This is a genomic window from Microcoleus sp. EPA2 (assembly GCA_020882975.1).
GTDB lineage: Bacteria > Cyanobacteriota > Cyanobacteriia > Cyanobacteriales > Microcoleaceae > Microcoleus.
In genome coordinates this window covers 1-24,395 of record JAHRFD010000023.1, presented here as the reverse complement: position 1 = coordinate 24,395, position 24,395 = coordinate 1, and the positions used below count along the sequence as shown (strand labels likewise).

38 protein-coding genes are annotated in these 24,395 nt (G+C 46.3%); 36 read left to right on the top strand and 2 right to left on the bottom strand.

Translation table 11 applies throughout. The annotated features are described in order from the left end of the window. The first annotated feature begins 239 nt into the window (after nucleotides 1-239). From rplC to prfA, 31 genes are all read left to right on the top strand, one after another. Nucleotides 240-875 carry a 50S ribosomal protein L3 gene (gene rplC / locus AAFP14_RS18985; RefSeq protein WP_341733774.1) on the top strand — a complete coding sequence of 212 codons (636 nt, stop codon included), beginning with the start codon at nucleotides 240-242 and terminating at the stop codon, nucleotides 873-875. 106 nt (nucleotides 876-981) lie between these two features. Next, nucleotides 982-1,614, top strand: coding sequence for a 50S ribosomal protein L4 (rplD, locus tag AAFP14_RS18980; protein WP_340518138.1), 633 nt, complete (start codon nucleotides 982-984; stop codon nucleotides 1,612-1,614). Beyond that, the gene (locus AAFP14_RS18975; protein WP_340518140.1) at nucleotides 1,607-1,915 is read left to right on the top strand and encodes a 50S ribosomal protein L23; all 309 of its coding nucleotides are present in this window, start codon (nucleotides 1,607-1,609) and stop codon (nucleotides 1,913-1,915) included. Before rplD ends, AAFP14_RS18975 begins: the two co-directional genes overlap by 8 nt. Nucleotides 1,916-2,082: 167 nt before the next feature. Continuing rightward, nucleotides 2,083-2,946: a 50S ribosomal protein L2 gene (gene rplB, locus AAFP14_RS18970; RefSeq protein WP_341733773.1), complete on the top strand. Its 864-nt coding sequence runs from the start codon at nucleotides 2,083-2,085 to the stop codon at nucleotides 2,944-2,946. A gap of 166 nt (nucleotides 2,947-3,112) precedes the next feature. Further along, the gene (gene rpsS, locus AAFP14_RS18965; protein ID WP_341733772.1) at nucleotides 3,113-3,394 is read left to right on the top strand and encodes a 30S ribosomal protein S19; all 282 of its coding nucleotides are present in this window, start codon (nucleotides 3,113-3,115) and stop codon (nucleotides 3,392-3,394) included. 93 nt (nucleotides 3,395-3,487) lie between these two features. Beyond that, complete coding sequence (rplV, locus tag AAFP14_RS18960; protein ID WP_341733771.1) at nucleotides 3,488-3,847, top strand: 50S ribosomal protein L22; 360 nt, start codon at nucleotides 3,488-3,490, stop codon at nucleotides 3,845-3,847. A gap of 106 nt (nucleotides 3,848-3,953) precedes the next feature. After that, nucleotides 3,954-4,682 carry a 30S ribosomal protein S3 gene (rpsC, locus tag AAFP14_RS18955; RefSeq protein WP_341733770.1) on the top strand — a complete coding sequence of 243 codons (729 nt, stop codon included), beginning with the start codon at nucleotides 3,954-3,956 and terminating at the stop codon, nucleotides 4,680-4,682. A gap of 109 nt (nucleotides 4,683-4,791) precedes the next feature. Next, a complete protein-coding gene (gene rplP / locus AAFP14_RS18950) occupies nucleotides 4,792-5,211 on the top strand; it encodes a 50S ribosomal protein L16 (RefSeq protein WP_340518151.1) in 420 nt (139 codons plus the stop codon). Between the two features lie 58 nt (nucleotides 5,212-5,269). Next, entirely contained in the window at nucleotides 5,270-5,578 is a 309-nt protein-coding gene (rpmC, locus tag AAFP14_RS18945) for a 50S ribosomal protein L29 (protein ID WP_341733769.1), read from the top strand. Nucleotides 5,579-5,680: 102 nt separating this feature from the next. Continuing rightward, nucleotides 5,681-5,929: a 30S ribosomal protein S17 gene (rpsQ, locus tag AAFP14_RS18940; RefSeq protein ID WP_340518155.1), complete on the top strand. Its 249-nt coding sequence runs from the start codon at nucleotides 5,681-5,683 to the stop codon at nucleotides 5,927-5,929. A gap of 76 nt (nucleotides 5,930-6,005) precedes the next feature. Next, complete coding sequence (rplN, locus tag AAFP14_RS18935; RefSeq protein ID WP_193973611.1) at nucleotides 6,006-6,374, top strand: 50S ribosomal protein L14; 369 nt, start codon at nucleotides 6,006-6,008, stop codon at nucleotides 6,372-6,374. A 1-nt stretch (nucleotide 6,375) separates the two neighbouring features. Then, nucleotides 6,376-6,738 (top strand): 50S ribosomal protein L24, encoded by a 363-nt coding sequence (rplX, locus tag AAFP14_RS18930; RefSeq protein WP_340518156.1) that lies wholly within the window; start codon nucleotides 6,376-6,378, stop codon nucleotides 6,736-6,738. A gap of 148 nt (nucleotides 6,739-6,886) precedes the next feature. Then, on the top strand, nucleotides 6,887-7,432 hold the full coding sequence (gene rplE / locus AAFP14_RS18925; RefSeq protein WP_340518158.1) for a 50S ribosomal protein L5: 546 nt from the start codon (nucleotides 6,887-6,889) through the stop codon (nucleotides 7,430-7,432). 22 nt (nucleotides 7,433-7,454) lie between these two features. Further along, nucleotides 7,455-7,859 (top strand): 30S ribosomal protein S8, encoded by a 405-nt coding sequence (rpsH, locus tag AAFP14_RS18920; RefSeq protein WP_341733768.1) that lies wholly within the window; start codon nucleotides 7,455-7,457, stop codon nucleotides 7,857-7,859. Between the two features lie 122 nt (nucleotides 7,860-7,981). Continuing rightward, the gene (gene rplF, locus AAFP14_RS18915; protein ID WP_341733767.1) at nucleotides 7,982-8,530 is read left to right on the top strand and encodes a 50S ribosomal protein L6; all 549 of its coding nucleotides are present in this window, start codon (nucleotides 7,982-7,984) and stop codon (nucleotides 8,528-8,530) included. A 2-nt stretch (nucleotides 8,531-8,532) separates the two neighbouring features. After that, nucleotides 8,533-8,895 carry a 50S ribosomal protein L18 gene (gene rplR / locus AAFP14_RS18910; protein ID WP_340518163.1) on the top strand — a complete coding sequence of 121 codons (363 nt, stop codon included), beginning with the start codon at nucleotides 8,533-8,535 and terminating at the stop codon, nucleotides 8,893-8,895. A gap of 144 nt (nucleotides 8,896-9,039) precedes the next feature. Continuing rightward, the gene (gene rpsE, locus AAFP14_RS18905; RefSeq protein WP_340518166.1) at nucleotides 9,040-9,582 is read left to right on the top strand and encodes a 30S ribosomal protein S5; all 543 of its coding nucleotides are present in this window, start codon (nucleotides 9,040-9,042) and stop codon (nucleotides 9,580-9,582) included. A 104-nt stretch (nucleotides 9,583-9,686) separates the two neighbouring features. Next, nucleotides 9,687-10,133, top strand: coding sequence for a 50S ribosomal protein L15 (gene rplO / locus AAFP14_RS18900; RefSeq protein ID WP_341733766.1), 447 nt, complete (start codon nucleotides 9,687-9,689; stop codon nucleotides 10,131-10,133). 102 nt (nucleotides 10,134-10,235) lie between these two features. Further along, a complete protein-coding gene (secY, locus tag AAFP14_RS18895) occupies nucleotides 10,236-11,540 on the top strand; it encodes a preprotein translocase subunit SecY (protein WP_341733765.1) in 1,305 nt (434 codons plus the stop codon). A gap of 5 nt (nucleotides 11,541-11,545) precedes the next feature. Beyond that, nucleotides 11,546-12,127, top strand: a complete 582-nt coding sequence (locus AAFP14_RS18890; protein WP_341733764.1) for an adenylate kinase — start codon at nucleotides 11,546-11,548, stop codon at nucleotides 12,125-12,127. A gap of 258 nt (nucleotides 12,128-12,385) precedes the next feature. Then, nucleotides 12,386-12,610, top strand: a complete 225-nt coding sequence (gene infA, locus AAFP14_RS18885) for a translation initiation factor IF-1 (RefSeq protein WP_006276978.1) — start codon at nucleotides 12,386-12,388, stop codon at nucleotides 12,608-12,610. Between the two features lie 369 nt (nucleotides 12,611-12,979). After that, the gene (gene rpmJ / locus AAFP14_RS18880) at nucleotides 12,980-13,093 is read left to right on the top strand and encodes a 50S ribosomal protein L36 (RefSeq protein ID WP_015178722.1); all 114 of its coding nucleotides are present in this window, start codon (nucleotides 12,980-12,982) and stop codon (nucleotides 13,091-13,093) included. Nucleotides 13,094-13,175: 82 nt separating this feature from the next. After that, nucleotides 13,176-13,559, top strand: a complete 384-nt coding sequence (gene rpsM, locus AAFP14_RS18875; protein ID WP_340518176.1) for a 30S ribosomal protein S13 — start codon at nucleotides 13,176-13,178, stop codon at nucleotides 13,557-13,559. An 84-nt stretch (nucleotides 13,560-13,643) separates the two neighbouring features. After that, the gene (gene rpsK, locus AAFP14_RS18870; protein WP_332978136.1) at nucleotides 13,644-14,042 is read left to right on the top strand and encodes a 30S ribosomal protein S11; all 399 of its coding nucleotides are present in this window, start codon (nucleotides 13,644-13,646) and stop codon (nucleotides 14,040-14,042) included. A gap of 174 nt (nucleotides 14,043-14,216) precedes the next feature. Further along, nucleotides 14,217-15,161 (top strand): DNA-directed RNA polymerase subunit alpha, encoded by a 945-nt coding sequence (locus tag AAFP14_RS18865; protein WP_340518203.1) that lies wholly within the window; start codon nucleotides 14,217-14,219, stop codon nucleotides 15,159-15,161. A 153-nt stretch (nucleotides 15,162-15,314) separates the two neighbouring features. Further along, nucleotides 15,315-15,665: a 50S ribosomal protein L17 gene (gene rplQ, locus AAFP14_RS18860; protein ID WP_340518178.1), complete on the top strand. Its 351-nt coding sequence runs from the start codon at nucleotides 15,315-15,317 to the stop codon at nucleotides 15,663-15,665. 29 nt (nucleotides 15,666-15,694) lie between these two features. Beyond that, nucleotides 15,695-16,537, top strand: coding sequence for a tRNA pseudouridine(38-40) synthase TruA (truA, locus tag AAFP14_RS18855; protein ID WP_341733763.1), 843 nt, complete (start codon nucleotides 15,695-15,697; stop codon nucleotides 16,535-16,537). Nucleotides 16,538-16,745: 208 nt separating this feature from the next. Then, complete coding sequence (gene rplM / locus AAFP14_RS18850; protein ID WP_340518182.1) at nucleotides 16,746-17,201, top strand: 50S ribosomal protein L13; 456 nt, start codon at nucleotides 16,746-16,748, stop codon at nucleotides 17,199-17,201. Continuing rightward, nucleotides 17,201-17,611, top strand: coding sequence for a 30S ribosomal protein S9 (rpsI, locus tag AAFP14_RS18845; RefSeq protein ID WP_340518184.1), 411 nt, complete (start codon nucleotides 17,201-17,203; stop codon nucleotides 17,609-17,611). The genes rplM and rpsI overlap by 1 nt, the downstream gene beginning before the upstream one ends. 197 nt (nucleotides 17,612-17,808) lie before the next feature. After that, a complete protein-coding gene (gene rpmE / locus AAFP14_RS18840; RefSeq protein WP_341733762.1) occupies nucleotides 17,809-18,117 on the top strand; it encodes a 50S ribosomal protein L31 in 309 nt (102 codons plus the stop codon). Between the two features lie 289 nt (nucleotides 18,118-18,406). Beyond that, complete coding sequence (prfA, locus tag AAFP14_RS18835; RefSeq protein WP_341733761.1) at nucleotides 18,407-19,501, top strand: peptide chain release factor 1; 1,095 nt, start codon at nucleotides 18,407-18,409, stop codon at nucleotides 19,499-19,501. 16 nt (nucleotides 19,502-19,517) lie between these two features. On the opposite strand, the gene AAFP14_RS18830 is transcribed toward prfA, so the two are convergent. Continuing rightward, on the bottom strand, nucleotides 19,518-19,934 hold the full coding sequence (locus AAFP14_RS18830) for a hypothetical protein (protein WP_341733760.1): 417 nt from the start codon (nucleotides 19,932-19,934) through the stop codon (nucleotides 19,518-19,520). A gap of 136 nt (nucleotides 19,935-20,070) precedes the next feature. On the opposite strand from AAFP14_RS18830, the gene AAFP14_RS18825 reads away from it, so the two are divergent. The 3 genes from AAFP14_RS18825 to AAFP14_RS18815 all read left to right on the top strand — a co-directional run bounded on the left by AAFP14_RS18825 (nucleotide 20,071) and on the right by AAFP14_RS18815 (nucleotide 22,744). Then, a complete protein-coding gene (locus AAFP14_RS18825; protein WP_333092052.1) occupies nucleotides 20,071-20,427 on the top strand; it encodes a helix-turn-helix domain-containing protein in 357 nt (118 codons plus the stop codon). Between the two features lie 228 nt (nucleotides 20,428-20,655). Then, nucleotides 20,656-21,942, top strand: coding sequence for a hypothetical protein (locus AAFP14_RS18820; RefSeq protein WP_341733759.1), 1,287 nt, complete (start codon nucleotides 20,656-20,658; stop codon nucleotides 21,940-21,942). A 184-nt stretch (nucleotides 21,943-22,126) separates the two neighbouring features. Then, a complete protein-coding gene (locus AAFP14_RS18815) occupies nucleotides 22,127-22,744 on the top strand; it encodes a hypothetical protein (protein ID WP_341733758.1) in 618 nt (205 codons plus the stop codon). 33 nt (nucleotides 22,745-22,777) lie between these two features. Here the strand turns inward: AAFP14_RS18815 and AAFP14_RS18810 are convergent, their stop codons facing one another. Next, the gene (locus tag AAFP14_RS18810) at nucleotides 22,778-23,206 is read right to left on the bottom strand and encodes a hypothetical protein (protein WP_341733757.1); all 429 of its coding nucleotides are present in this window, start codon (nucleotides 23,204-23,206) and stop codon (nucleotides 22,778-22,780) included. 182 nt (nucleotides 23,207-23,388) lie between these two features. On the opposite strand from AAFP14_RS18810, the gene AAFP14_RS18805 reads away from it, so the two are divergent. Together AAFP14_RS18805 and AAFP14_RS18800 are read left to right on the top strand one after the other, a co-directional pair. After that, a complete protein-coding gene (locus tag AAFP14_RS18805) occupies nucleotides 23,389-23,736 on the top strand; it encodes a helix-turn-helix domain-containing protein (protein ID WP_341733756.1) in 348 nt (115 codons plus the stop codon). Between the two features lie 44 nt (nucleotides 23,737-23,780). Continuing rightward, nucleotides 23,781-23,954 carry a hypothetical protein gene (locus AAFP14_RS18800; protein WP_341733755.1) on the top strand — a complete coding sequence of 58 codons (174 nt, stop codon included), beginning with the start codon at nucleotides 23,781-23,783 and terminating at the stop codon, nucleotides 23,952-23,954. The last annotated feature ends 441 nt before the right edge of the window (nucleotides 23,955-24,395 follow it).

The window sequence follows — 24,395 nt, the reverse complement described above, 5'->3', positions numbered from 1 at the left end:
AAGAACAAAATAAATCTCCCAGACACAACAGCTAGAAGCCTGTGAATCTGGAAACTTGCAAGACTTCCACAAGCTAGCTCCCAAATTTAAAATTTAAATTTTAAACACCGCGGAAAGCTGTTGGTTGATAACAGTTAATTGCAGAATCATTCAAATAAATGATTGTGCACAAGAGCAAGCGGATTGACGAAAACTTCGCAATCCGAAACCTCTTGCGTAAATAAAAGGAAAAAAAATCCGTGTCAGTAGGCATTCTTGGTACAAAACTAGGCATGACTCAAGTGTTTGACGCAGAAGGGAAAGCAATCCCCGTCACCGTCATTCAAGCAGGGCCTTGTACAGTAACTCAAATTAAAACAAAACCAACAGACGGCTACAGTGCCGTTCAAATTGGATACAGCGAAGTCAAACCAAAGGCTCTCAACAAGCCAGAACTAGGACACCTAGCCAAGTCCGGGGCGAATCCATTGCGCCACTTGCAGGAATACCGATTGGAAGACACAAGTTCCTTTGAATTAGGTCAACAACTAAAAGCCGATGCTTTTGCACCCGGACAAATAGTAGATGTGATCGGTACAAGCATCGGTAAAGGCTTTGCTGGTTTCCAAAAGCGCCACAACTTCAAACGAGGCCCCATGTCTCACGGTTCCAAGAACCACCGCGAACCAGGCTCGATCGGACCTGGAACAACCCCCGGCCGCGTCTATCCAGGGAAAAGAATGGCAGGACGGATGGGGAATGTTCAAGTAACCGTTCGCAAGCTAACGATTGTGCGGGTAGATACAGAGCGGAATCTGCTACTAATTAAAGGAGCCGTTCCCGGTAAAGCCGGTGCCTTAGTCAATGTTGTACCTGAGAAAAAAGTTGGGCGGTAGTCATTAGTTATGGGTGATTTAGTTATCAGTAGTAGCAGATAACAAATAACAAATAACAACTAACAAACAACTAACAACTAACAACAACAGACAAAGGACAAAAGACATGGTTAACTGTGTAGTGCGAAATTGGCAAGGCGAAGAAGTTGGAGAAACAACTCTCGAATTGCGCGTAGCCAAACAAGAAAATGCCTCTCACATCGTTCACAGAGCATTGACGCGGCAACTCAATAACGCTCGTCAAGGAAATGCTTGCACCAAAACTCGATCGGAAGTCAGAGGCGGTGGCCGCAAACCCTGGCGGCAAAAAGGAACAGGCCGAGCCAGAGCAGGTTCTATCCGTTCTCCCCTGTGGCGTGGTGGCGGTGTCATCTTCGGACCAAAACCCAGAGACTTTGAAGTCAAAATGAACAAAAGAGAACGCCGTCTCGCTTTGCGGACAGCATTCTACAGCCGTACAGAAGACTTGATTGTGGTGGAAGAATTTGCAGAGCAATTTCCGAGACCAAAAACCAAAGAATTACTAAATGCGATCGCCCGGTGGGGCATCGAAGCCGATACAAAAGTTCTGTTAGTCTTGCCAGAACCGCAACTCAACGTCTACTTGTCAGGACGCAACGTCGAATTGATGAACGTCATCCTGGCAACTTCCCTGAATGTATACGACGTTCTGGCCGCTGACAAAATTATCGTCACATCCACAGCCCTAGCAAAAATTCAGGAGATTTACGGTGAGTAAAATCGACCCCCGCGACTACGCAGATTTGATCCAGCGTCCTATTCTCACTGAGAAAGCTACCAGAATGATGGAATTAAATCAATTCACCTTCGACGTAGCCCCCAAAGCGACCAAGCCTCAAATCAAAGCAGCCATCGAAGAACTATTTAAGGTTAAAGTCACCGGTGTCAATACCCAAAACCCGCCGCGCAAAAAGCGTCGAGTTGGCAAATTCGTCGGTTTCAAACCTTGTTACAAACGTGCCACCGTCACTCTCAGCGACGGAGATTCACTCCGCAAACTCTTATTCCCAGAAGTTTAAAATTTAGTAATAGGTAATCGGTAATGGGTACTCAGTAATAGGTAATCGGTAATTGAAAAGTATGAAAGATGAATTCGGACTTCACAACTTCTAATTACTAATTACCAATTATCAATTACCGATTACCAATTACCAATTACCAATTACCAACTACCGCTTACCAAATTATGGGCATTCGTTCTTACCGACCTTATACCTCCAGCACCAGGGAACACACCGTTTCCGACTTCGCGGAAGTTACTAAATCAGAACCAGAAAAGTCTCTAACCAGCAACAAGCACACCAAACAAGGCCGCAACAACCGAGGCGTCATCACCTGTCGCCACCGCGGAGGCGGTCACAAGCGCCTTTATAGAGACATCGACTTCCGTCGCGACAAACACGGCATTCCCGCTACAGTCAAGGAAATCGAGTATGACCCCAACCGGAACGCCCGTATCGCCCTCGTGTTCTACAAAGACGGCGAAAAACGGTACATCCTTCATCCACTGAACTTAACCGTTGGTACAGTCATTGTCTCAGGCCCCGACGCACCAATCGAAATCGGCAACGCCCTACCCCTGAGCAACATCCCTCTCGGTACAAGCATCCATAACGTTGAGCTAGTACCAGGCAAAGGCGGACAAATCGTCCGTTCCGCAGGTGCCAGCGCTCAGCTAATGGCAAAAGAAGGTAGCTACGTTACTCTCAAACTACCATCCGGCGAACAGCGCAAAGTCCGCGCCAACTGCTACGCCACCATCGGTCAAGTCGGCAACATAGATGCTAGAAACATCAGCCTGGGTAAAGCCGGCCGCACCCGCTGGAAAGGTCGCAGACCAACAGTTCGTGGTTCCGTCATGAACCCAGTAGACCACCCGCACGGTGGTGGTGAAGGCAGAGCTCCCATCGGGCGTTCAGGACCTGTCACACCTTGGGGTAAACCAGCATTGGGTGCCAAAACCCGACGCAAAAACAAGCGAAGCGATGCTTTAATTGTCCGCCGTCGTCGCAAGTCTTCCAAGCGCGGCAAGGGTGGCAGACAAAGTTAATGTTAATAGGTAATGGGTAAATAGGTAATGGGTAATGGGTAATAGGTAATAGGTAATAGGTAATGAGTTATTGCAATTAACAAATGCCCAATGCCCAATGCTATAAAGCCCAATACCCAAAGCCCAAAGCCCAATTCCCCATCCCCAATTACTAATTACCAAAATCATGTCTCGTTCATTAAAAAAAGGCCCGTTTGTCGCAGACCATCTGATGACAAAAATCGAGAAACTCAATTCCACAGGCCAAAAACAGTTAATTAAAACTTGGTCGCGAGCCTCCACAATCCTGCCGCAAATGGTAGGCCACACCATCGCAGTTCATAACGGCAGACAACACGTTCCTGTCTACGTCACAGACCAAATGGTGGGTCACAAATTAGGAGAATTTTCTCCTACTCGCACCTTTAGAAGTCACGCTAAAAGTGGTGACAAAAAGGCCAAGAGATAGCCGCCATTAGGTTACAGGTAAGAGGTAATCGGCAAACAATTACCAATTACCAATTACCTTCAAATTACCTTATTCCCAATTACAAAAATCGCAATGGCTATAGATACCACATCCGAAATAAAGGCGATCGCCCGCTATATTAGAAGCTCGCCCTTCAAAGTGCGCCGAGTTCTCGATCAAATTCGAGGCAAAAGCTATCAAGAAGCGCTGATTCTACTAGAATTCATGCCCTACCGAGCTTGCGAACCAATTGTCAAAGTTTTGCGCTCCGCAGTAGCAAACGCCGAACACAACGCGGGATTGGATAAAGCCAAGCTAGTAGTTTCTCAAGCCTACGCAGACCAAGGTCCAGTCCTCAAGCGCTTTAGACCCCGCGCTCAAGGTCGTGCCTACCAAATTCGCAAGCCAACCTGTCACATCACTGTGGTAGTAGCTCCGCTCCTAGAAAAATAAACAAGAGCACAGGTAATAGGTAAAAAACTGCTAAAAGTTGCAAACACCGGTAAACCAAATTACCAATTACCAATTACCAACTACCAATTACCAAATACCAACTTTTATGGGACAAAAAATACATCCAATTGGTTTCCGCCTCGGCATAACCCAAGAGCACCGCTCCCGCTGGTTTGCAGATGCCAGAAACTATCCCGAACTCTTGCAAGAAGACTACAAAATTCGTCAGTACGTCCAAAAAAACCTCAGTAACGCTGGTATCTCCTCCGTCAGAATTGAGCGCAAAGCCGATCAAATCGACCTAGAAGTGTTCACAGCTAGACCAGGTGTGGTAGTAGGCCGTGGTGGAGCAGGGATCGAAACCTTGCGAGTCGGTTTGCAGCAGCAACTCGGCAACAACCGCCAAATCCGCATCAACGTTGTGGAAGTCCAACGGGTAGATGCTGATGCCACTCTGATCGCAGAATACATCGCTCAGCAGCTAGAACGGCGCGTATCTTTCCGCCGAGTAGTCCGTCAAGCAATTACCCGCGCTCAAAAAGTCGGCATCGAAGGCATCAAAATTCAAGTCAGCGGACGACTCAACGGTGCAGAAATCGCCCGTACCGAGTGGACGCGGGAAGGAAGAGTCCCACTGCACACCTTGCGTGCCGATATTGACTACTCTTACTGCACCGCTCAAACCATCTACGGTATCCTCGGCATTAAAGTTTGGGTTTTCAAAGGCGAAATTATTCCTGGACAGGAACAAATAGCAGCCCCGAACAACGATGCCCCTCGGACCAAGAACAAGCGCCGTCGCCAGCAATTTGAAGATCGATCCAACGAAGGCTAGTGGTTAACTGTTAATTGTCCGTTGTTAATTGTCAGTGGTTCACAACCAATTACCAATTACCAACAACCAATTACTAATTACCAATTTCCAATTACTAAATTCCCCAGCCATGTTAAGCCCTAAAAGAACCAAATTCCGCAAACAACAGCGCGGGCGAATGTGCGGTGTTGCCACCCGCGGCAATACAGTTAGCTTTGGTGACTTCGCGCTCCAAGCTGTTGAACCCGCCTGGATTACTTCTCGCCAAATAGAAGCCGGACGGCGTGCCATGACCCGCTACATCCGCCGGGGTGGCAAAATCTGGATTCGCATTTTTCCTGACAAACCAGTAACCCAGCGGGCAGCAGAAACCCGGATGGGTTCCGGTAAAGGTTCACCTGAGTTTTGGGTTGCCGTTGTTAAACCGGGTCGGGTAATGTTTGAAATTGGCGGTGTCGCTGAAGAAATTGCCCGTGAAGCAATGCGTTTGGCAGCCTTTAAGTTGCCAATCAAAACCAAGTTCATCACCCGCGAAGATGAGCAGTCATAGCGATTTTGGACTTTAATTTCCTCCTCAGATTCTGGGAAATAACTTAAGCAGATTTAGGATGATTTTTCAACCTCAAATCTCTCACCTAAAATCCATTGACCGATCGCTAACGATCCACGACAAAATTATGTCTTTATCCAAGATTAAAGAAGCTAGAGATTTAAGCGATGCCGAAGTGGCAGAGCAAATTTTAGCCGTTAAGCGCCAACTAATGGAACTGCGGTTATTCCAAGCTACTGGCCGTGTAGACAAGCCCCATCTGTTTAAGCACGCCAAACACAGACTGGCTCAACTGATGACTGTTGAACGCGAACGGCAAATCGCGGCTGAAGCTGCTGCAAAATCAGCTTCGTCTACCACTGCCTAATCAACTGCTTCAACCGCAGCAGTCAGCTAAAAGACAAAAGTAGCCCAACCGAATCGCACAGCAGTTACACAAAACTCAATTGCACAATAAAAATAGGTAGGTATGGCAGTTAAAGAACGAGTTGGCGTAGTAGTCAGCGACAAAATGGACAAAACTGTGGTAGTGGCAATCGAAAACCGCTCCTCCCACACCAAATACGGCAAAATCGTAGTCCGCACCAAACGTTACAAAGCTCACGACGAAGAAAATAAGTGCAAACCGGGCGATCGTGTCCGCATCACTGAAACCCGCCCTTTGAGTAAAACCAAACGCTGGACAGTTGCTGAAATTTTCGGTACAAAAAACGGCTAACAGTTAATTGCATTCTGGCGATCGCCCGATCCCAGATTCACAATCAACACTCAACAGTTAACAGTCACCAATCACCATGATTCAACCCCAGACATACCTAAATGTCGCCGACAATAGCGGAGCACGTAAACTGATGTGCATCCGCGTATTGGGAGGTGGCAACCGTCGCTACGGCGGAGTCGGCGATGTCATTATTGCCGTCGTCAAAGACGCCATACCCAATATGGCAGTCAAAAAATCCGATGTCGTCCGGGCAGTCATTGTCAGAACCCGCAAAGCTTTGCGTCGCGACAGTGGCATGAGTATTCGTTTTGACGATAACGCCGCCGTTATTATCAATCCAGAAGGCAATCCTAAAGGCACTCGCGTTTTTGGACCAGTCGCCCGCGAACTGCGCGACAAAAACTTCACTAAAATTGTTTCCTTAGCCCCAGAGGTACTTTAAAATGTACGGAAAAAAGGGTAAAGCAACGAGCGAACCGCAACGCCATAGAATGCACGTCAAAGCAGGCGACACCGTTCAAATAATTACTGGCAAAGAAAAAGGTAAAGTCGGAGAAATCTTAAAGACCTATCCTAAAGTCAGCAAAGTAATTGTTAAAGGTGTAAATATCAGAACCAAACACGTAAAGCCCCAGCAAGAGGGAGAATCGGGTAAAGTAGTTACATTTGAAGCTCCAATTCATAGCTCCAATGTCATGCACTACTCCGAAAAAGAAAAAGTAGCTAGTCGTGTTTGCTACACCTTTAGCGAAGATGGCCGCAAACTCCGACAACTCAAAAAAACCGGAGAAATCCTCGATAATTAGTCAGGAGTCCTTAGTCCTTAGTCATTAGTCCTTAGTCCTTAGTCATTAGTCATTAGTCCTTAGCTAACAACAGACAACAGACAACAGACAACAGACAACTAAAAATTCCCTGACCAAGCCCAGGGACAGTTAAACAAAGCCAAAAACAATGCCAGACAAACTCAAAGTTCTTTACCAAGAAAAGATAGTACCGAAACTGATGGATCAGTTTAAATATACTAATATCCATCAAGTACCCAAACTCGTCAAAGTCACCGTGAACCGTGGCTTGGGAGAAGCATCTCAAAATGCTAAGGCGCTAGATTCATCCATCAACGAAATTGGCATCATCACAGGTCAAAAACCAGTGGTGACGCGGGCGAAAAAGGCGATCGCAGGCTTCAAAATCCGCAAAGGAGTACCAGTTGGTGTCATGGTGACGCTACGCTCAGAGCGGATGTACGATTTTCTCGATCGACTAATCAACCTCGCACTTCCCCGAATCAGAGACTTTCGCGGCATCAGTCCCAAAAGCTTCGACGGACGTGGCAACTACAGCTTGGGTCTGAGAGAACAACTAATCTTTCCCGAAATAGAATATGACAGCATCGATCAAATTCGAGGCATGGACATTTCAATTATCACCACAGCAAACACCGACGAAGAAGGACGCGCCTTGCTCAAAGAAATGGGAATGCCCTTCCGGGACAACTAAGCAGTAGAGTAAGGAGCAAAACATGGCAGCTAACGATACCATAGCAGATATGTTGACGCGCATTCGCAATTCGTGCATGGCGCGCCACCAAACAACACAAATTCCAGCTACAAAAATGACCCGTAGCATCGCCGAAGTCCTCAAAAGTGAAGGCTTTATCAGCGAATTTGAAGAAGCAGAACCAGAAGGGATTAAGCGACATTTAGTGCTTTCTCTCAAGTACAAAGGCAAAACTCGCAAGCCCATCATTACGGCACTTAAGCGAGTCAGCAAACCAGGACTGCGCGTTTACTCGAACCGCAAAGAATTGCCCAGAGTTTTAGGCGGAATTGGCATAGCCATTATCTCCACAGACCGTGGCATTATGACCGATAGAGAAGCCCGCCGCCAAGGTTTAGGCGGAGAAGTGCTTTGTTATGTTTGGTAGTCATTAGTCATTAGTCATTAGTCAATGGTCATTGGCAACAGACTCAAAAATCAATAACTAAGGACTAATCACTAAAGACTAATCATCCAGGACTAATAACTAAAAACAAAGGACCAAAAACTATGTCGCGAATTGGCAAGCGTCCGATTAGCATTCCCACGAAAGTCACCATCACCCTAGACGGTCAAAAAGTAGCCGTCAAAGGTCCTAAAGGTGAACTTTCACGAGTCATACCAGCAGAAATCACGATGGGACTCGAAGGCGAGACTTTACTCGTCACACGCCGAGACGAATCTCGCGTCGCCCGCCAACTACATGGCCTGTGTCGCACCCTAGTCGCCAACATGGTCGAAGGTGTATCCCAAGGTTTTCAGCGCCGTCTGGAAATTATCGGTACAGGTTATCGGGCCCAGGTTCAAGGACGGAACCTGATTTTAAACGTCGGTTACAGCAAGCCCGTTGAAATGCTCCCTCCAGAAGGGATCACCATGGCAGTAGAAGGCAACACCAACGTCATTGTCTCTGGCATTGACAAAGAACTCGTAGGCAATACAGCAGCCCGCATCCGCGCAGTGCGTCCGCCTGAAGTCTACAAGGGCAAAGGCATTCGCTACAGTGGCGAAGTCGTCCGCCGCAAAGCTGGTAAAACAGGCAAAACAGGTAAGAAGTAGACATGAAGCTTACTCGCAAAGAATCAGTCCACCGCAGACACCGCCGCGTGCGGCGCAAGGTGTTCGGGACCTCCGAACGCCCCAGATTAGCGGTATTTCGATCGCAACAGCACATTTACGCTCAAGTCATCGACGACAGCACCCAGCACACTTTAGCCGCCGCGTCAACCCTAGACCCGGAATTAAAGTCAGCTCTCAGTTCGGGAGCCAACTGCTTCGCCAGCGTGCAAGTAGGTCAGTTGATAGCCAAACGCTGTTCCAGCGTCGGCATAGCCAAAGTCGTCTTCGATCGCGGAGGCAACCTCTACCACGGTAGAGTCAAAGCCCTTGCCGACGCAGCTCGCGAAGCCGGGTTAGACTTTTAGGAAGAAACAAGAAGGAAGAAGGAATAAGGAAGAAGGAATAAGGAAGAAGGAAAAAAGAATCTACAATAAAATTCTTAATTCCTAATTGTTAATTTCTATTTTCCAACTACCAATTACTAATCCTCAATTCCCCAAGCACAAAACATGGCAGAACAAAAAGAACAGCGCAACAAGAAAAAAAGCAACAACAAAACGCGCGAAAAAGAATCCGAATGGCAAGAACGGGTAGTTCAGATTCGCCGCGTTACCAAAGTAGTCAAAGGCGGTAAAAAACTCAGCTTCCGCGCCATAGTCATTATCGGTAACGAACGCGGTCAAGTTGGGGTTGGAGTAGGCAAAGCTAGCGACGTCATCGGTGCCGTTAAAAAAGGCGTCGCTGACGGCAAAAAGCACCTGATTGAAGTGCCTTTGACCAAAGCTAACTCAATTCCTCACCCCATCAACGGTGCTGGCGGCGGAGCCAAAGTCATGATGCGACCGGCATCTCCTGGAACAGGGGTAATTGCAGGGGGAGCAGTCAGAACTGTTCTCGAACTAGCAGGAGTCCGCAACATCCTAGCCAAACAGCTAGGTTCGGGAAATCCATTAAACAATGCTAGAGCAGCCGTCAATGCCCTATCCACACTTCGTACCCTATCCGAAGTAGCTCAAGAGCGCGGCATTCCAGTAGAAAACCTCTACGGTTAGACAATGGAACACTGCAAGTTTTGAGTTGAGAATCAAAAAATTCAGAAACTCAAAACTACCTCACTCACAACTCACTTCCTACTGCAAACCCAATTACCAAAACTATGAGATTGCAAGACGCCCGACCAAAAGCGGGCTCCACAAAACGCCCCCGCCGCTTGGGTAGAGGTATTGCTGCCGGTCAAGGCGCGAGCTCTGGTAAAGGGATGCGCGGTCAAAAATCTAGAGCCGGTAGCGGCACTAGACCCGGTTTTGAAGGAGGTCAAAATCCTCTTTACCGCCGCCTCCCCAAACTCAAAAGCTTCCCTTTAGTGAACCGTAAAGAGTACACTATCATCAATGTCAGTAAATTAGCATCGCTGCCAGCAAACACAGAAGTAACTCTCAGCTCTTTGATTCAAGCAAAAATCGTCACTACTGACGACGGTCCGCTCAAAATCTTAGGAGATGGGGAATTAAATGTACCTCTGCAAGTCCGAGCCGCTGCTTTTACCGCAGGTGCTAAGGCAAAAATAGAAGCCGCTGGCGGCAGTTGTGAATTAGTTGCCTAAAGATTTGAGGTTTGAGAATGTGTCCAAATCTCAAATCCTCAATGCTGCTATCAAAAAATCATTTAGCCTAAAATCCCAAATCTAAAATCCCAAATCGTAACTATGGACGTTAGTAGAGAAAAAGCGCCAACTGCACAAGAAACTTTCATGCAGATGGCCCAAGCTGCGGGTTTGCGGGGCCGCATCCTCGTTACCATCGGCTTATTGATTTTAGTGCGCTTGGGTGTCCACTTACCAGTCCCCGGCATCGATCGCGTCGCCTTTTCCCAAAATGTTCAAAATAGCCCTTTGATTGGCTTTTTGGATCTATTTTCCGGGGGCGGGCTTTCAGCTTTGGGGATTTTTGCTCTAGGGATTTTGCCCTACATCAATGCTTCAATTATTGTGCAGCTTCTAACAGCGGCTTTACCAAGTTTAGAAGAGTTGCAGAAAAATGAAGGGGAAGCGGGGCGACGCAAGATTTCTCAAATTACTCGTTACGTTTCTTTGGGCTGGGCAATTCTGCAAAGCGTTGGCATAGCGATTTGGGTTAGCCCTTTTGCTCAAGTTCCAGGACCTTTATTCATTGCACAAACCGCTTTGGCTTTGACTGCTGGATCGATGTTTGTGATGTGGATATCGGAAGTGGTGACAGAACGAGGTATCGGTAATGGAGCGTCTTTGCTGATTTTTATCAACATTGTTTCAGTTTTGCCACGTTCTCTGGGACAAACTTTTGAATTGGCTCAAAGTGGAGACACGCAAGTTGTTGGTCGCGTAATTGTGCTGCTGCTGGTATTTTTGGTGACGATTGTAGGGATTGTTTTTGTTCAGGAAGGTATTCGCCGGATTCCGATTATTTCCGCCCGTCGCCAAGTCGGTCGCAAAGTGTATCGGGAGAGTCGCAGTTATCTACCCCTGCGCTTAAATCAAGGTGGAGTGATGCCGATTATTTTTGCATCCTCGGTATTGATTGTTCCCTCTTTCTTAGCTCAATCTCTCAATAACCCGTTTCTGGTGCAAGTGGCTAATGTTTTGAGTCCCAATGGACCTGCACCCTGGGCTTACGCACTATTTTATCTGACTTTGATTCTGTTCTTTAGCTATTTCTACGCTTCGTTGATTGTCAACCCCGTAGATATGTCTCAGAACTTGAAGAAAATGGGTGCTAGTATTCCTGGGATTCGTCCTGGTCAAAAAACGAGCGATTATGTGGAGAAGGTTTTGAATCGTTTGACTTTCTTGGGAGCGATATTTCTCGGTCTGGTGGCAATTGTACCAACTGCTGTCGAAAGCGCGATCGGAGTGCAAACTTTTAGAGGCTTTGGCGCAACTTCCTTACTGATTCTAGTAGGTGTGGCGATCGAAACTGCTAAGCAAATTCAAACTTACGTCATCTCCCAACGATATGAAGGAATGGTGAAGTAATCCCAATGCAATTGATTTTTATGGGGCCTCCAGGGGCAGGAAAGGGAACTCAAGCTCAGCTTTTAGCAGCTCTCTGGAAAATACCCCACATTTCTACTGGTGATATCCTACGCGCCTGCGTAGTGGCGAAAACTCCCTTGGGTGAAAAAGCCAAAGCCTACATGGATGCTGGTGAGTTGGTTCCCGATGGGTTATTGATGGATATCGTACAAGAACGCATGAATCAACCAGATGCTAAGGCTGGCTGGATTCTAGACGGCTTTCCTCGCACCGTCCCACAAGCAGCGTTTTTTGACACACTACTGTGCGATGTTCCTGGTGGGGGTCCCACGTCTGGGAAGGACTGTGCTCTGAGGGCAGTGAATTTGGATGTTCCTGACAATGTTTTGGTGACTCGCCTGCTGTCACGGGGTCGCCAAGATGACAATGAGCAAACCATTCGCCGTAGGTTGCAAGTTTATCGCGAGCAAACTGAACCTTTGATTGAGTTTTACAGAGACCGCGAACAATTGGTGGCAGTTGATGGGGATCGCTCCATGCAGGAAGTTACCGCTCAACTGCAACAAGTTCTTTCGCGAAACTCTTGAACCTTCTCAATCGAGCCTGTTACCCGCCAACAACTTTTGCTAAGATGTGTTAACTAGGAGCTTTTTGTGCTCAAACGTCAATCTAATTGACACAACTTTAGGTTTATTCAATTAAGGATAAAGTTAGGGGTTGGTTGAGTCCTTAAGTCGATCGAGTGTCCCTTTCCTGTGCTAGTTTCACACTTACCAATAAATAAGTTTTTGTAGCAGCCGGGAAACTCCTAGTTAATCAAATGTAGAGTTGAGGTAAATACCAAATTGTCTAAGCAAGATTTAATTGAAATGGAAGGGACAGTGACGGAATCCCTGCCCAATGCGATGTTTCGGGTTGACCTAGATAATGGGTTTAATGTCCTAGCTCACATTTCCGGCAAGATCCGTCGCAATTACATCAAAATTCTGCCTGGCGATCGCGTCAAAGTCGAATTAACCCCCTACGACTTAACCAAGGGCCGGATCACTTATCGCCTTCGTAAAAAATAGGCTTAGATAAAACTTTCTAAAAACTAATTCTAAGTTTAATTAGAGAGAATTTGGTAAAACCCGTCAAATTTATGCTATAATGCTACGTTTGTAGTGTTGCCGAGAAGGACGTCAACAACCCACCGGTGTACAGGGTTAAGTCATTGCTACACCGTGAAAGTATCGATCGCTAACAGTCTGAAAGCAGGCGAACTTGACCCCAGTAGTGGGAGTGGGGACCAGCGGGTTCCTTCATCAAATAACCCCCGCTTCATAAAAATTAATCGAGGAGAGGCCTACACCTTGCCCTGCCTCTCCTCCCACCGCTATACAGGCAGTGCCCGCAGGCGTACTCTCCGGTATGGTGGCGTTCTCCAGGCAGGAAGAAAGATGAAAGTTCGAGCATCTGTCAAAAAAATTTGTGAAAAATGTCGCGTCATCCGCCGTCGAGGCAGAGTGATGGTGATATGTACTAACCCAAAACACAAACAACGCCAGGGTTAGAAAATCGGAAAATTAGGAATTGCAGATAGCTGCTGCCTAATTCAACATTGTAGCCAAACAGGAAAACTAGGGAGACAAAAGTGTGGCACGGATTGCCGGGGTAGACCTTCCACGCGATAAGCGCGTCGAAATAGGTTTGACATACATTTACGGAATAGGCCTGTCTCGGGCCCAGAAAATTATCGCTGCAACAGGCGTAAATCCTGACACTCGTGTCAAGGATTTAACAGAAGCAGATGTGACCGCCCTGCGGGCTCATGTAGAAAGCAACTACCAGATCGAAGGAGACCTCCGGCGCTGGGAGTCAATGAACATCAAGCGCCTGATGGATATTGGGACTTACCGCGGTCGGCGTCACCGTTTGGGATTGCCAGTTAGAGGCCAGAGAACCCGCACCAACGCCAGAACCCGCCGGGGTGTCCGCCGCACAGTTGCGGGCAAGAAAAAAGCACCTTCCAAGAAGTAATATCTTTTTGGGAAAATTACGCTGGGGGCTGCTGGCTCCTAGCGCTTCGGGAAATTAGTTGACAGAAAAGTTAAAGAGACTCATATGGCGCGACCACAAACAGGCAAGAAATCTGGTGCAAAAAAGCAGAAACGGAATGTACCGAATGGGGTAGGCTACATCCAGTCTACCTTTAACAACACGATTGTGACTATTACTGACCTCAATGGCGAAGTCATATCCTGGGCATCAGCAGGTTCGAGCGGTTTTAAAGGAGCTAAAAAGGGAACGCCTTTCGCAGCTCAAACAGCAGCAGAAAGTGCAGCCCGCCGAGCCAATGACCAAGGGATGCGCCAAATAGAAGTAATGGTCAGCGGACCAGGAGCAGGTCGAGAAACTGCAATTAGGGCGCTGCAAGGGGCTGGACTAGAAATTACTCTGATTAGAGATGTTACCCCAATTCCTCACAACGGCTGTCGCCCTCCCAAGCGACGTAGAGTCTAAAACGATTTGAGATTTTAGATTTTAGATTTTGGATAATGGCTAATTGCTGAAAGCCAAAAACTAATGCTTTCAACTATGGCCCCGTCCATCCAAAATCCGAAATCCGTTCAGGGGTATGCTCTGCAATCTAAAATCCAAAATCAAAAATCCAAAGTGGAAAAGGGAGGTCACTCCGTGGCGCAGTTTCAAATTGAATGTATAGAGTCTCATACTGACAAAGACCGGAGTCAGTACGGAAAATTCGTCCTAGAACCCCTCGACCGCGGTCAAGGAACAACGGTTGGGAATGCACTGCGACGAGTTTTGCTGTCAAATCTGGAAGGAACAGCAGTAACTTCAGTCCGCATCGCAGGTGTCAATCACGAGTTTGCCACGATCGAAGGGGTACGAGAAGATGTTCTCGAAATCCTGCTGAATATGAAAGAGGTCGTCCTCAAAACTCATTCTCAGCAGCCACAAATAGGTAGATTGCGGATCGAAGGACCCGTCACAGTTACCGCAGATAGATTCGATGTACCTTCTGAGGTAGAAATAATCGATCGCTCTCAGTATATTGCGACTCTCTCCCCAGGCTCAGTTCTGGAAATGGAATTCAGAATTGAAAAAGGGATCGGATACCGAGCTGTAGACCGTAGTCGCGATGATGGAGCTGCTTTGGATTTTCTGTCCATAGATGCCATTTTTATGCCGATTCGGAGGGTCAACTATAGTGTTGAAGACGCTCGCGTAGGCGGCACTGTCGAGAAAGACAGGCTGATTATGGAAATCTGGACTGATGGTAGCGTGACTCCTCAAGAAGCTCTGAGTCAATCTGCTCACATCCTGGTAGACCTGTTTGCACCTCTCAAAGACATCACCCAAGATTCCCTCAAACCCGAATCTCAAGGTGTAACCGATCCTACAAGCCAAATTCCGATCGAGGAATTGCAATTGTCAGTACGGGCTTACAACTGTCTCAAGCGGGCTCAGATTAACTCCGTCGCAGACCTATTGGATTATACCCAAGAAGACTTGCTCGAAATCAAAAACTTCGGGCAAAAGTCCGCAGAGGAAGTGATTGAAGCTTTGCAAAAGCGCCTGAGCATTACTTTGCCACAGGAAAAATCAGCTAAAAGTTAATCCAACGGTAATGAGTAACAAAGTTTTGATTTAGCCACGGCTAGCTCCAAAGGCCACGCTTGTGGATGAGGTTTAAATACAAAATTTAAAACTCATAACTCAAAACTATTTACTTACCAATTACCAATTACCAATTACCAATTACCAACTGCTATGCGTCATCGCTGTCGCGTCCCCCAACTCAATAAACCGGCTGACCAGCGTCGCGCACTACTGCGCTCGCTGACCACCGAATTAATCCGTCACGGTAAAATTACTACTACTCTCGCCCGCGCCAAAGCGCTGCGTTCAGAGGCGGACAAAATGATTACTCTGGCAAAAGATGGCTCCTTAGCCGCTCGCCGCCAAGCTATGGGCTTTATCTATGACAAACAGTTAGTACACGCACTGTTTGATGCGGCAAAAGAACGGTACGGCTCACGTAACGGTGGCTACACCCGCGTGGTGCGAACTGTCCCCCGTCAAGGAGACAATTCCGAAATGGCAATCGTCGAACTGGTTTAATTCAATTTTGGGTTGGATATTTTTGATTTATGACTGAAAATCCCAAATCGGAAATCGACAACCCCAAATCGATGCAGCGTGTTGCTCTTGTCATCCAATATCTCGGCACTGACTTTCACGGTTGGCAGCGACAGCCGAATCAGCGTACAGTACAAGAAGAGATTGAAACAGCAATTTCCAATGTTCTAGAGCGTCCGGTAACGCTGCACGCGGCTGGGAGAACTGATGCGGGAGTTCACGCAGCGGCTCAAGTAGCTCATTTTGATGCCGATGGCCCAATTCCAGCTCACCGCTGGGCAAGCGTTCTCAACTCTCGACTGGCAAAAGATATTTTAATTCGAGCTTCGGCAAAGGTGGAACCTACCTGGCACGCTCGGTTCTCAGCCAGTTGGCGGCGCTATCGCTACACCCTTTATACAGACCAGACCCCTAATTTGTTTGTGCGTCCTTTTGCTTGGCATTATTATCACGCTCCTGTGGATGAATCTTTGATTCAGGCAGCTATGGTACCCCTGATCGGGCACCACCATCTAGCAGCTTTCCACCGTGCGGGGTCTGCCAGGCCGCATTCTTGGGTGGACGTACAAGCAGCAGAGTGTCACCGTTGTGGCTCTACGATCTATATCGAGGTTCAGGCGAGCGGGTTTCTGTACGGGATGATGCGGCTGCTGGTGGGTTTGCTGGTGCAGGTGGGTCGCGGGGAAAGGGCGATCGAAAATTTTACAGATATCTGGGTCAACGAACGCCGAGAACTGGTAAAATATGCCGCCCCGGCTCAAGGTTTGTGCCTGCTGCGAGTTGGCTATCAAGACTTTCCCTTTCCTCCCGAAGTTTGGTATGACACTCAGCCAAAATTAGTTATTAGTCAGTAGTCAGTAGTCATTAGTCATTAGTCAGTAGTCATTAGTCAGTAGTCATTAGGTAATTACTAATATAAACTAAGGACAACTGACAACTAACAATTAAAAGCTGACAATTAAAAACTGACAACTGATAATTAAAAACTGACAACTAACAATTAAGAACTGACAACTGACAACAGTTAACAGTTAACAGTTAACTCACAAAAAACAACAAACAATGAACAAAAGTTACGTCCCTACTCAAGACTCCCTAGAGCACAAGTGGTACGTGGTCGATGCCGCCGACCAACGGCTCGGTCGTCTGGCAACTGAAGTTGCCATGTACCTCCGGGGAAAACACAAACCCACTTACACTCCTTCTATGGATACCGGCGATTTTGTAATTGTCATCAATGCTGACAAAATCGCTGTTACTGGCAAAAAACGTACCCAGAAAATCTATCGTCGCCACTCTGGAAGACCGGGCGGCATGAAAACCGAAACCTTTGCTAAATTGCAAGCACGTTTGCCTGAAAGAATTGTGGAAGAAGCGATTCGAGGAATGCTACCTCACACTGCTTTGGGCAGACAACTGTTTACTAAGCTGAAGGTTTACGCTGGCCCTGAGCATCCTCATGCTGCTCAAAAACCAGAAGAATTAATTGTTCACACGATTCCAGGAGGAAATGAGTAATGCAAGCAACAGATACCGGCCGCGCGGTGTACTGGGGTACTGGTCGTCGCAAGTGTTCCGTAGCACGAGTACGTTTGGTTCCCGGCACTGGGATATTGACTGTCAATGGTAAAGAAGGGGATTTGTACTTGCAATTTAACCCAACTTATTTGGCTCTGGCTAAGGCTCCTTTGGAAACTTTGGGTCTGGAAAATGAGTACGATATTTTAGTAAAAGTCGAAGGTGGCGGGTTGACAGGTCAGGCTGACTCCATTCGCTTGGGTGTCGCTAGAGCACTGTGCCAATTAGACCCTGATAACCGCAAACCTCTCAAGATAGAGGGGTATTTGACTCGTGACCCGCGGGCGAAAGAGCGGAAAAAGTACGGTTTGCGGAAAGCTCGGAAGGCTCCTCAATACTCCAAGCGGTAATCGAAGGAAGAGGGAAGAGGGAAGAAGGAAGAATGCAAAATTATCCAGATTCTATCTTCCTTTTTTTTCAAGTCTATTTGCCCGATGACGCTCGCTGGTTCCAAAAGATATAAGGCAAAATCGCGGCGGTTGTTGGTACGCAAGTCCGAGCACGGCTAAAATGGTTGTAAAGTAAAAAAAATAGAGAGTAAAAAACAATGGCGAAAGATGGCATTCACCCTCAGTGGTATCCCGAAGCTGAGGTTTATTGCAACGGGGAACTTGTGATGACTGTTGGTTCTACTAGACCCAAGCTGCAAGTTGATGTTTGGTCTGGGAATCATCCTTTTTATACTGGGACTCAGAAGATTATTGATACTGAAGGTCGTGTGGAACGCTTTATGCGGAAATATGGCATGACGGAAGTGGAAATGCCGAAGGCAGATGCTTCTTCTGGCCCGCTTAAAATGGAAGACCCGAAAGCGGATGCTGCTAAGGCTGCTGCTAAAGGCAAAAAGAAGAAGTAGCCGGATTGTCATTTGTCCGCAGTTTGTTGAGAGTAGTTTTTTCTACTGACAATTTACCGCCTTCGGATTGCAGATTTTAGATTGAAGACTTGCCCTTGCCAGCAGTTGAGTTGGAGCAACATTCTATTCCAACTGCTCTTCAATAGACATCTCCCCAAAAGGCTAGCTAGGGCAGGCCCCATGCCTACCCCACAGGAATTATTGGAGATGTCTAATTCTAAAATCTCAAATCTCAAGTCTCAAATCTCAAATCTCAAATCTCAAATCGATTGACGGAGGACATTTGACAATGGCTGAATCTTATTTACTGGATAAATTGAAGTCGGTAGAGCAAACTTTTCATGAGTTGACTCGCCGCATGGCTGACCCGGATGTGGCTAGGGATAATTATGAGTTTCAGCGGGTAGCGAAGGCTCGATCGTCCTTAGAAGAAGTGGTCGATACTTTTGAGCTGTGGAAAACCACGACTGATGATTTAGCAGGTGCGAAACAAGTTCTGAAAGAGGCTGCGGGCGATCGAGAATTGCAAGAAATGGCGGCCTTGGAAGTTGAGGAACTTGAATCGAAGCTGGAAAATTTGGAAACCCGTTTGAAGGTTTTGCTGCTGCCGCGCGATCCCAACGACGATAAGAATATTATGTTGGAAATTCGGGCTGGTACTGGCGGAGATGAGGCTAGTATTTGGGCTGGAGATTTGCTGCGCCTGTATTCGCGTTACGCTCAAACTCAAGGCTGGCAGGTAAAATTGGTGAGCGAGTCACTGGCGGAAATGGGCGGCTTTAAGGAAGTGATTCTGGAAGTTACGGGTGAGAGTGTTTACAGCAAGCTGAAGTTTGAGGCTGGGGTACACCGGGTGCAGCGAGTGCCTGTGACTGAGGCTGGCGGCCGGGTACACACTTCGACGGCGACGGTGGCTGTGATGCCGGAGGTTGATGAGGTGGAGATTCATATCGATCCGAAGGATATTGAGATGAGTACGGCGCGATCGGGCGGTGCTGGCGGTCAAAATGTGAACAAGGTGGAAACTGCTGCGGATTTGTTTCACAAGCCGACGGGGATTCGGATTTTCTGTACTGAGGAGCGCAGTCAGTTGCAGAATAAGGAGCGGGCGATGCAGATTTTGCGGGCTAAGCTCTATGAGATGAAGTTGCGAGAGCAGCAGGATGAGGTGAAGTCCCGGCGTTTGGCTCAGGTTGGTACTGGTTCGCGATCGGAAAAAATTCGCACTTACAACTATAAGGATAATCGGGCTACCGATCACCGTTTAGGGGAGAATTTCTCGCTCAATAGTGTTTTGGAAGGGGATATTGAGGGGATTATTCAGACTTGCATTTCTCAGGATCAGCAGGAACGTTTGGCTGAGTTGGCTGCTTCTACTAATTGATTGGTTGATAGGGAACTTAGGCGCATTTTTGGGTGTGCCTTTGTTCTGTGATGACTTGGCGGATGTGGTTGAGTAGGGCTTCCCAAATTGCATCGGCGATCGCCACTGGATACTTGAAATGTTCGAGGTCATACTGTACGATGATTTCTAGGGGTGCTAAGGTTTGCTGGTTTCGACAACTGGCAATTGTGGCGATCGCCTCTTGCTGCCATCTGGCAAACAGTCTGTAGCTGAAAAAGGAACTGCATTTTTGTCCTTTCTGGTTCAGGTAAACGACTATTACTTGATGTTGTTTGGGGTAAACTTTGACTATGCGGTTTACGGGCATTCTCAGAGCTTCGGCTGCTTCTATTTTGGAGATTTGCCAGCACTGGGGTTTTAGCCAACCGGAGGCTGTAAGGCTTTGACGTGTGTTGCGTGTCTTGCGAGTCATTTTTACTGCCCCTGATTAGCTATAAATACAATTACGATTTCAAAAGTATTTACACTTTAACTGGAAAAATTTTTGCTGTCAAGCAAGAAAGACAGATTCTTTGGTAAATAAGTAAACTAGGAGTTGTGTTGATCTGGTGACTAATACTGTGGACGCAGAAGCTAGGAAGAAACTGAGCGAAGTTGTTAAGCTAGCCCGTGGCGACCTGAGTTTTAGCGCTTTTGGTAGGCTATTGGGAGTCTCTGGGTCTGCTGTTCAGTATTGGGAAAAGGGCCAGGTACTCCCGGATACGAAAAATTTGACTCAGATTGCGGCAAAAGCGGGCTTTACAATGGAAGAGTTGATGGCTCATCTCGAAGGTAAACCAATGCCAGAACCTGTTAATACCAACGAGCTGCTGAAGAAAATTCAATGTATGCCGATTAGTGAGTTGGCAGTGATTGGTAGAGCTGTGATGGATAGACTCGCGGCGGCGGCTGAGTCGTCTGGGTAAGGACTGTTGAACGGATCGAAGGTGTGATCGCCCTTGAAAATTTCTACCACTCATGGTCATAACAAAGTCAGTAGTTTGTCAAGAAAAAGTATACTTTAACTCAAAATGTATGCTTCTCCGAAAAAGACATGATTGGATATGAAGTTGATAGCAGCGACGTAGCTTAAGTCAGATTTCTAAGGTCATTGATTTTGTTATTCAAGTTATCATTGTGGGGTCTACTATTGTATGTCTTGGAAAGCCTGGGGAGATCACCCTCTATTTATAGCTTTGAGTAGTGTGGGAATTATAGTTAGTATTGGATATACAGCTTATAACCATTACCACCCAAAAGGCGTTGAAACTTCTGTTACAATTTCTAATCCACCATTTTCTTCTCCCCCAATAACTTCTCCCCCAGTAACTTCTTCACCAGCTCCACTTCCTACAATTTCATCTCCCCCATCACCAACTCCTTCGGATTCTCCATCAGTTTCTTCGCCAGAACCAGCACCTTCAGTCTCTGTTGTGAAACTGGAGCCTAAAAATTGTATTATGAAGAGTGGAACAGGAGGATTTATTAGTTCATTCGCTCAAGGTAAGGATATATCGATTGGGAAACAAATTTTTACCTCATCCTTCAAGATGGGCTATATATATGGCTGGGCGCAATCAATTTCTTTACTAACTTGTAAAGTCCCTGAAGGGCATAAAAGCCTTCAGCTTAAATTTGGTAGAGAAGATGGAGATGAGAACAACTATATGGATGGACGTGGAACTTCTACGATCACTGTCTACATTAATGGTGATCCTGCACCAAGTCAATTCATAAAATCAGGTGAGCAAAAATCAGTAAATTTTAATATATCTGAACGAGATTCTATAGCAATAGAATTTAGATGTAGAACAAATACAGGATGTGGAGATGTTCACTTTTTTGATGCTACTTTCTACGATCATCATTTTAATATGAATCCTAATCCTGTATCTCCAACTTCATCTGCACAGCCTCAACCTACACCTACAATCATACCTGCGTCACAAAACCCTAAAACCCCTTCCATAAATTTAACTTCAGTTGTAAAAAAAGATTTAAATATTACCGACCTACTATCAATGACTTGTTTAAATACTGGAGAGGCTGGTTGGCACCAGAAGCGAGATGATGTTCCTGTTGGTAAGAACCTATATGTATCCATGTTACATATGTCACCCAACTTACGGGGTAGTTCAGGCAGAGTTGGGATAACATGTAAACTTTCATCTACTGAATCTAGAACAAAAGCTGAAAATTTGAAGTTAGATTTTGGAGTTTCGGATAATGATATAAATTCTATAATTAATCAACCAGACAATCCTAGCACTATTATTATTTACAGGGATGGAGAAAAAGCAAGCTCGAAAATAGTAGGAAAAGGCAAAATAGAATCCATATCTTTAAATATTAAAAAAGTAAAAAGTGTTAGTATAGAGACTTTTTGCCCCAAAGCTTACTGCGTTAATGTTGACTTCTTTGACTTATCATTGACACAGTAGGCTAATTGAGATCTAGTGGCTATTCCAATGGTCAATTCTCAACAAAGACAAAACTCGATCGCGATCCCCGTTTTGCTTTCGTAGAGTCCGATCGCCCTTAAGAAATTCCACCACAGGTTCATCTCACAAACCGAGTATTTGGTCAAGGCAAAATCTACTTTAGTTACGGAGTTTGATCGCCCTTATGGACTTTTGTACTCCGACAAAGAAACCGGGTTTTTACCTGATCTGGGGGCTACAACGCAATATTTTCGTAAAAAACCCGGTTTCTGAGCCCTGCGGAAAAAACAATTTTAATGGAGTTTTAAACGAAGTGAAATTTAGGGTACTCGAAACACTAATTGCTAGTTCTATTCTTCTATCAATTTCATCCTTGTCATATGCTCAAAGTAATCAACAAGATTCTACAATTCTACCCACAGGAACTTACTACTCTCAAGGAACCATGTTCAATAATTCCCGGAGAGAGATTGCACATAAAAACAATAGAATCTGTATTAAGATTGTCAAGGGCCCTGCAAATCCTTACAAGGGAGTGGAAGATATCACAATTAGCAGCGTGTCTTTTCAAAAGGGGAAATTCTATATTGATGCTACCGGAGAAGAGTTAATCTTAGAAAAAAATGGAAAAGTAATAAATAGTGGTCGTGGGGGTGTGTGGGAGTATAGAGGCACCTCACCAGATCCCAGGAGTCAACCTATACAGGCTCAAAAAATGGCAGAGTGTGTAGCGGCTCAAGGACGATATGTACAGAAGATGCAAGGAATATCCATCTCAGGAATCGATTTTCCCAAGCATTAACCACGATCGACATAGGTGGGGGTTAATGGGGGACTAGGCGCAAGCTAGGCTGAGCCTTTGTTCCCTGATGACTTGACGGATGTGGTTGAGTAGGGCTTCCCAAATTGCATCGGCGATCGCCACTGGATACTTGAAATGTTCGAGGTCGTACTGTACAATGACTTCTAGGGGTGATAGGATTTGCTGGTTTCGACAACTGGCAATTGCTGCGATCGCCTCCTGCTGCCATCTGGCAAATAGTCTGTAGCTGAAAAAGGAACTGCATTTTTGTCCTTTCTTGTTCAGGTAAACGACTATTACTTGATGTTGTTTGGGGTAAACTTTGACTATGCGGTTGACCGGCATTCTCAGGGCTTCGGCGGCTTCTTTTTTGGAGATTTGCCAGCGTTGAGGTTTGAGCCAACCGGAGGCTGTGAGGCTTTGACGGGTGTTGCGTGTTCTCTGTGTGCGTCTATTAGTCATTATTTTCTGACTGCTGGATCGCGAGGGATACTCAGATCCAGGGCTACTAAATTTATACTTTTAATTTTATACTAAAGTTACTTGTTTGTCAATGATGACAAGTCAAAGAACAAACTATTGAATGATAATGATTTATAAACTGACCAGTTTACTTGTAGGTGCGGTCGAGTAGCTTTTAACTTGTGAACATCCAAAATAGACAAAAACTTAGTGAAATCATCAAAACTGCTCGTGGAACAATGAGTCAACGAGCGTTTGGTAAGCTTTTAGGCGTTTCTGCGACTGCTGTTCAGCTTTGGGAAAGAGGCGATACGGTTCCCGATACTGAAAACTTGGGTAAGCTCGCAGCGAGAGCCGGCTATACTCTGGAAGAGTTTCTCAGCTTTTTGGATGGCAATCCAGTCTCGCAACCACCAGAAATTAACGATATTGTCAAAAAAATTCAGTTTTTGCCTCTGAGTCAGGTGGCGCTAATTGCTAAAGCTGTAGCGGATAGATTTGCTGCGTCGGCTGAGGCTGCTGGAGAATGAATATGAGGCAGATTGATCTGTAAACTAGGAATTGTGGTTATCTCGTGGCTGATACTGTGGACGCAGAAGCTAAGAAAAAACTGAGCGACGTTGTGAAGCTAGCCCGTGGCGACCTGAGTTTTAGCGCTTTTGGTAGGCTATTGGGAGTCTCTGGGTCTGCTGTTGAGTATTGGGAAAAGGGTAACGATATGAGTTGGCAGTTATTGGTAGAGCAGTGATGGATAGACTCGCGGCGGCTGCTGAGTCGTGTGGGAAATATAGTTGATATATCAGTTCGTAAGTAGACTCGTAGATATGATCGCATAGCTTTGAAAGCTGTAGCGGATAGATTCGCTGCGTCGGCTGAGGCTGCTGGAGAATGAATAGGAGGCAAATTTATCTGTAAACATTCTGGTTATCTGTAAACGCTGCATATTTTTCTCTGTCCCAATGCCATACTCTCGTAATCTCTCTGATCCCTTGCTAGACTTGTAGGTACGGTTGAGTAGCCTTCGAGGGGTCAACATCGACAAATTTGTCCAGAAAATTTGGTCTGTTGACACTCCCCGGCCTTGAAGGCGCGGGGATTCTTGGATCAATCAGTCGATTTGCTCGTTGATGCTGCCATCAAAGAGTAGAGATCGGTCTGTCCCCAAGCGTTGATTTCGGTGTGCCCCACC